The organism is Kitasatospora putterlickiae, assembly GCF_039527695.1.
Taxonomy (GTDB): Bacteria; Actinomycetota; Actinomycetes; order Streptomycetales; family Streptomycetaceae; genus Kitasatospora; species Kitasatospora putterlickiae.
In genome coordinates this window covers 1019-6317 of record NZ_BAAAKJ010000377.1, presented here as the reverse complement: position 1 = coordinate 6317, position 5299 = coordinate 1019, and the positions used below count along the sequence as shown (strand labels likewise).

The 5299-nt window shown below is 71.9% G+C and carries 4 protein-coding genes; all 4 read left to right on the top strand.

The genetic code is table 11. The features are described from left to right. Positions 1–217 precede the first annotated feature (217 nt). The 4 genes from ABD308_RS33210 to ABD308_RS33195 all read left to right on the top strand — a co-directional run bounded on the left by ABD308_RS33210 (position 218) and on the right by ABD308_RS33195 (position 5280). Positions 218–1228: a polyprenyl synthetase family protein gene (locus tag ABD308_RS33210; RefSeq protein ID WP_344343338.1), complete on the top strand. Its 1011-nt coding sequence runs from the start codon at positions 218–220 to the stop codon at positions 1226–1228. Positions 1229–1354: 126 nt separating this feature from the next. After that, positions 1355–2017, top strand: coding sequence for a response regulator transcription factor (locus ABD308_RS33205; protein ID WP_344343336.1), 663 nt, complete (start codon positions 1355–1357; stop codon positions 2015–2017). A 234-nt stretch (positions 2018–2251) separates the two neighbouring features. Next, positions 2252–4231 carry a 2-oxoacid:acceptor oxidoreductase subunit alpha gene (locus ABD308_RS33200; protein ID WP_344343334.1) on the top strand — a complete coding sequence of 660 codons (1980 nt, stop codon included), beginning with the start codon at positions 2252–2254 and terminating at the stop codon, positions 4229–4231. Beyond that, positions 4228–5280: a 2-oxoacid:ferredoxin oxidoreductase subunit beta gene (locus ABD308_RS33195; RefSeq protein ID WP_344343332.1), complete on the top strand. Its 1053-nt coding sequence runs from the start codon at positions 4228–4230 to the stop codon at positions 5278–5280. Before ABD308_RS33200 ends, ABD308_RS33195 begins: the two co-directional genes overlap by 4 nt. Positions 5281–5299: the final 19 nt, after the last annotated feature.

Sequence of the window (5299 nt, the reverse complement as noted above, 5' to 3'; positions counted from 1 at the left end):
AGGCCGACCGCTCCCACGACCGTCCGGGTCGCGCCCGCCCGCGCGGCCCGGACGAGCCGTACGGATATCCGTGCTGGCCAGCGGGGACGCCCCAGCCATGACAGAGCCGCACGCCCGTGCAGTGATCCACTCGCGACCGGATACCCTGCCTGTATGGCCAGCGGCGGCACTCAGGGACCGGGCCGCTAGATCGACCAGGGACAGAGGAGTGGTCTTCGTGACCGTCGTGGGACCCTTTGGGCTCAGCGTGCAGGACCGCGATCTGACCCGCGACGTCCAGGCCGGGATGGACGCGGTGGAGATCGCGCTCACCGACGCCGTGAAGAGTGACGTCCCGTTCATCACCGTCACCGCCAGCCACCTGATGGAGGCCGGCGGCAAGCGCTTCCGCCCGCTGCTGGTGCTGCTCGCCGCCCGGTTCGGCGACGCCAACGCGCCCGGGGTGGTCCCGGCCGCCGTGGTCGTGGAGCTCACCCACCTCGCCACGCTGTACCACGACGACGTCATGGACGAGGCCCCGGTGAGGCGCGGCGCCCCCAGCGCCAACTCGCGGTGGGACAACTCGGTCGCCATCCTGACCGGCGACTTCCTCTTCTCGCGCGCCTCCCAGGTGCTCGCCGACCTCGGCCCGGAGGCCGTCCGGCTGCAGGCCGACGCGTTCGAGCGGCTGGTCACCGGCCAGATCCTGGAGACCGCGGGCCCCGGTCCGGAGGACGACCCGCTCGACCACTACCTGAACGTGCTGGCCGGCAAGACCGGCTCGCTGATCGCCGTCTCCTGCCGGATAGGAGCGCTGGCGGCCGGCGCCGAGCCGTGGGTGATCGACATCCTGAGCGCCTTCGGCGAGCGGATCGGCATCGCCTTCCAGCTGGCCGACGACGTGCTGGACATCGCCAGCGACGGCGAGGAGTCCGGCAAGACCCCCGGCACCGACCTGCGCGAGGGCGTGGAGACGCTGCCGACCCTGCTGCTGCGCCAGATGCCCGCAGACCCGGCCGACCCGGACGACGTCCGGCTGCGCGAGCTGCTCCGCAAGGACCTCTCCGACGACGACCTGCACGCCGAGGCGCTGCGGCTGCTGCGCCGCCACCCGGCGCTGGAGCACGCCCGCCGGGAGACCCTGCGGCACGCCGAGGAGGCCCGCGCGCTGCTGGACCCGCTCCCGGACGGTCCGGCCAAGGACGCGCTGCAGGCGCTCTGCGACACGGTGGCCATCCGCACCATGTGACGGCCCGGCGGCCCCGCCCGGAGCGGGCGGGGCGAATCGCCGCCCGTGGTCCCGGGGCGCGCGCGGATGGGGGAGACTGACACCCGTCAGCACCGTGTCCGCACCTCCGCCCACCGGAAGGCCGCCATGCTTCGCGTCGTCATCGCCGAGGACTCCGTACTGCTGCGGGAGGGCCTGACCAGGCTGCTCACCGACCGCGGCCTGGAGGTCGTGGCCGGTGTCGGGGACGGCGAGGCGCTGATCAAGACCATCCACGACCTGGCCGCCGACGGCGCGCTGCCCGACGTGGTGGTCTCCGACGTGCGGATGCCCCCCTCCCACACCGACGAGGGCCTGCGCGCCTGCGTCACCCTGCGCGGCCGCTACCCGGAGCTCGGTGTGCTGGTGCTGTCGCAGTTCGTCGAGGAGCGCTACGCCTCGGAACTGCTGGCCGGTTCCACCCGGGGCGTCGGCTACCTGTTGAAGGACCGGGTCGCCGAGGTCCGCGAGTTCGTGGACGCGGTGGTCCGGGTCGCCGAGGGCGGCACCGCGCTGGACCCGGAGGTCGTCCAGCAGCTGCTGAGCCGCAGCCGCAAGGGCGACGTGCTGGCCGGGCTGACCCCGCGCGAGCGCGAGGTGCTGGGGCTGATGGCGGAGGGCCGGACCAACACCGCGGTGGCCAAGCAGCTGGTGGTCTCCGAGGGCGCGGTGGAGAAGCACGTCAGCAACATCTTCCTGAAGCTGGGGCTCGCGCAGAGCCCCGGGGACCACCGCCGGGTGCTTGCGGTGCTCACTTATCTGAATTCCTGACCGGCTCGCCGCCGCACCCTTCGAAGAGTGTGTTCGCATTCGAACCGAACCGTCCATCCAAGGGTCCAAACCGGTCGTTCGCGGCGTTTTTCGAGGGTGGGGCGGTGATTTTCCGCCGCATCGGGGAGTTCCGTCCAAGGCAATCCTTACCCGCATAGGATGCGAGAGGTGCACCAGGCGGACGGGGCACACGGCTCACGCCCGCGGCTGGTGCCCACGAGGAGGTCCGCGGCAGTGACCAGTCAGGTCGATCAGTCAGAAGCAGTGGACGGCTCGGACGGCGACGAGGGCCGCTCCGGGCCCGGCGGGGGCCGCTCCGGCCCTGCCGCGCCGGTCGGTCCGCAGCACCGGGGGGCCAAGCCGATCCGCCGGCTGGACCGGGTGATCATCAGGTTCGCCGGGGACTCCGGCGACGGCATGCAGCTCACCGGCGACCGCTTCACCTCGGAGACGGCGTCCTTCGGCAACGACCTCTCCACCCTGCCCAACTTCCCGGCCGAGATCCGCGCCCCCGCCGGAACGCTGCCGGGCGTCTCGTCCTTCCAGCTCCACTTCGCCGACCACGACATCCTGACCCCGGGGGACGCGCCCAACGTCCTGGTGGCGATGAACCCGGCCGCCCTCAAGGCCAACCTCCCCGACCTGCCGCACGGCGCGGAGATCATCGTCAACACCGACGAGTTCACCAAGCGCGCGCTGGCGAAGGTCGGCTACGGCGCCGACCCGCTGGCGGACGGCTCACTGGAGGGCTACCACCTGCACAAGGTGCCGCTCACCACGCTGACCCTGGAGGCGCTCAAGGACAGCGGCCTCGCCCGCAAGGACGCCGAGCGGGCCAAGAACATGTTCGCGCTGGGCCTGCTCTCCTGGATGTACCACCGCCCGACCCGCGGCACCGAGTCCTTCCTGCGCACCAAGTTCGCCAAGAAGCCCCTGATCGCCGAGGCCAACATCAGCGCCTTCCGGGCCGGCTGGAACTTCGGCGAGACCACCGAGTCCTTCGCGGTGTCCTACGAGGTGCCGCCGGCCAAGCTGCCGCCGGGCCGCTACCGCAACATCTCCGGCAACCTCGCGCTCTCCTACGGCCTGATCGCCGCCGCCCGGCGCTCCGGACTGCCGCTCTACCTGGGCTCCTACCCGATCACCCCGGCCTCCGACATCCTGCACGAGCTGTCCAGGCACAAGAACTTCGGGGTGCGCACCTTCCAGGCCGAGGACGAGATCGCCGGCATCGGCGCGGCGCTCGGCGCGGCCTTCGGCGGCGCGCTCGGGGTGACCACCACCTCCGGGCCCGGCGTGGCGCTCAAGAGCGAGACCATCGGCCTGGCCGTCTCGCTCGAACTGCCGCTGCTGGTGGTGGACATCCAGCGCGGCGGCCCCTCCACCGGCCTGCCCACCAAGACCGAGCAGGCGGATCTGCTGCAGGCGATGTTCGGCCGCAACGGCGAGGCCCCGGTGCCGATCGTGGCCCCGGCCACCCCGGCCGAGTGCTTCGACGCGGCGCTGGAGGCGGCCCGCATCGCGGTCACCTACCGCACCCCGGTCTTCCTGCTCTCGGACGGCTACCTGGCCAACGGCTCGGAGCCCTGGCGGATCCCGGAGGTCGACGAACTGCCCGTGATCGAGCCGGACTTCGCCACCGCCCCGAACCGCGAGGACGGTTCCTTCCAGCCGTACCTGCGCGACCCGCGGACGCTGGCCCGCCCCTGGGCGGTGCCCGGCACGCCCGGCCTGGAGCACCGGATCGGCGGCATCGAGAAGCAGGACGGCACCGGCAACATCTCCTACGACCCGGCCAACCACGACTTCATGGTCCGCACCCGGCAGGCCAAGGTGGACGGCGTCACGGTGCCCGACACGGAGGTGGACGACCCCTCCGGCGAGGCCAGGGTCCTGGTGCTCGGCTGGGGCTCGACCTACGGCCCGATCACCGCAGCCGTCCGCCGGGTCCGGGCCGACGGCGGCGAGATCGCCCAGGCCCACCTGCGCAACCTCAACCCCTTCCCGGCCAACCTCGGGACGGTGCTGCGCAGTTACGAGAAGGTCATCGTGCCCGAGATGAACCTCGGCCAGCTGGCGCTGCTGCTGCGCGCCAAGTACCTGGTGGACGCGGAGTCCTACAACCAGGTGCGCGGACTTCCCTTCAAGGCGGCGCAGTTGGCGGACGTGCTGTGGGCGGCGATCGGCACCCTGGACGAGGAGGACAACCGATGAGTGAGCGCTACCCCTCGTTGCGGCTGGTCCCGAAGGCCGACGAGCCGCAGAGCGCCAAGGAGTTCAAGACCGACCAGGAGGTGCGCTGGTGCCCCGGCTGCGGTGACTACGCGATCCTGGCCGCGGTGCAGGCGTTCATGCCGGAGCTGGGGATCAGACGGGAGAACACCGTCTTCGTCTCCGGCATCGGCTGTTCCTCCCGGTTCCCGTACTACATGAACACCTACGGGATGCACTCGATCCACGGCCGCGCCCCGGCGATCGCCACCGGCCTGGCGACCTCCCGGCGGGACCTCAGCGTCTGGGTGGTCACCGGCGACGGCGACGCGCTGTCGATCGGCGGAAACCACCTGATCCACGCGCTGCGCCGCAATGTGAACCTGAAGATCCTGCTGTTCAACAACCGCATCTACGGCCTGACCAAGGGCCAGTACTCGCCGACCAGCGAGCTGGGGAAGATCACCAAGTCCACGCCGATGGGCTCGCTGGACGCCCCGTTCAACCCGCTCTCGCTGGCCATCGGCGCGGAGGCCGGCTTCGTCGCCCGGACCATCGACTCCGACCGGCAGCACCTCCAGTCGGTGCTGCGGGCGGCGGCCGAGCACGAGGGCACCGCGCTGGTCGAGATCTACCAGAACTGCAACATCTTCAACGACGGCGCCTTCGAGGTGCTGAAGGAGGCCGGCACCCGGGACGAGGCGCTGATCCGGCTGGAGCACGGGCAGCCGGTCCGCTTCGGCGCGGACCGCGCCCGGGGCGTCTTCCGGGGCGCCGACGGCGAGCTGTTCGTCGACGCGGTCACGGCGGAGAACGAGTCGGCGGTGCTGGTCCACGACGCGCACGCGGCCGGCCCGGCCGCCGCCTTCGCGCTCTCCCGGATCGCCGACGCGGACACCCTGCACCACACGCCGATCGGCGTGCTGCGCGACGTCCGCCGCCCGGTGTACGACGAGCTGATGGCCGACCAGCTGGCCACCGCCGCCGCCGACCGCGGCGAGGGCGACCTGGGCGCGCTGCTCACGGGCGGCGACACCTGGACGGTCGACTGAGCCCGTCCGGGCCGACACT

Excerpts from the sequence above, each read along its gene's own strand:
- ABD308_RS33205 (WP_344343336.1), top strand. The coding sequence starts at position 1,355 with ATGCTTCGCGTCGTCATCGCCGAGGACTCCGTACTGCTGCGGGAGGGC.
- ABD308_RS33195 (WP_344343332.1), top strand. The coding sequence starts at position 4,228 with ATGAGTGAGCGCTACCCCTCGTTGCGGCTGGTCCCGAAGGCCGACGAG.